At 47.1% G+C, this 798-nt stretch carries 1 protein-coding gene; it reads right to left on the reverse strand.

Annotated features, from left to right (window positions below; translation table 11 throughout):
- Positions 1 to 798 (reverse strand): phosphoglycerate dehydrogenase (gene serA, locus R8O11_RS26710; RefSeq protein ID WP_318194810.1); only part of this gene is annotated, 798 nt, incomplete at both ends.

The following is a 798-nucleotide window of genomic DNA, read 5'->3' on the forward strand; positions in this document are numbered from 1 at the left end:
TAGAATGACGTTATCGAATTTCTGTAGTGGAGATTCAAACGGGTCAGCGTTTGTTTTTGGTTCTACTGGGAATACGTCGATTGCTGCGCCAGCTAAGTGACCTGCTTCTAGGCTGTGGCAAAGCGCAGGAATATCAACAACGGTACCGCGAGCGGCGTTGATGAAGATTGCGCCAGGCTTCATGCGAGCAAATTCTTCTTCGCCCATCATATTCTTCGTTTCAGGTGTTTCTGGTACGTGCAGCGAAATAACATCACATTTGTTTAGCAGCTCGCTCATCGTGTGGATTTGCGTTGCGTTGCCAAGTGATAGTTTGTTTTCGATGTCGTAGTAGTACACGCGCATACCTAAGTTTTCAGCAATAATGCCCAGCTGAGTACCGATATGGCCGTAACCAATGATGCCAAGGCGTTTACCACGCGCTTCGTAAGAGTTGTCTGCGCTCTTCTTCCAAATACCACGGTGTGCCAAGGCGTTCTTTTCAGGAATCCCACGAAGGAGCAGAAGAATCTGACCAAGCACTAGCTCAGCTACACTTCGCGTATTTGAAAACGGTGCATTGAATACAGGAATGCCACGTTTTGCCGCCGCACCAAGATCGACTTGGTTAGTTCCGATACAAAAACAGCCAATCGCAACCAGTTTGTTTGCCGCATTGATCACTTCCTCGGATAGATTCGTTCGGGAGCGGATACCGATGAAGTGCGTATCTTTAACTGCTTCAATCAGTTCTTCCTCTGAAAGCGAACCTTTGTGATATTCAATGTTGGTGTAACCAGCTGCTTGAAGAACTTCAAC

This window comes from Vibrio sp. 1288 (assembly GCF_033344475.1).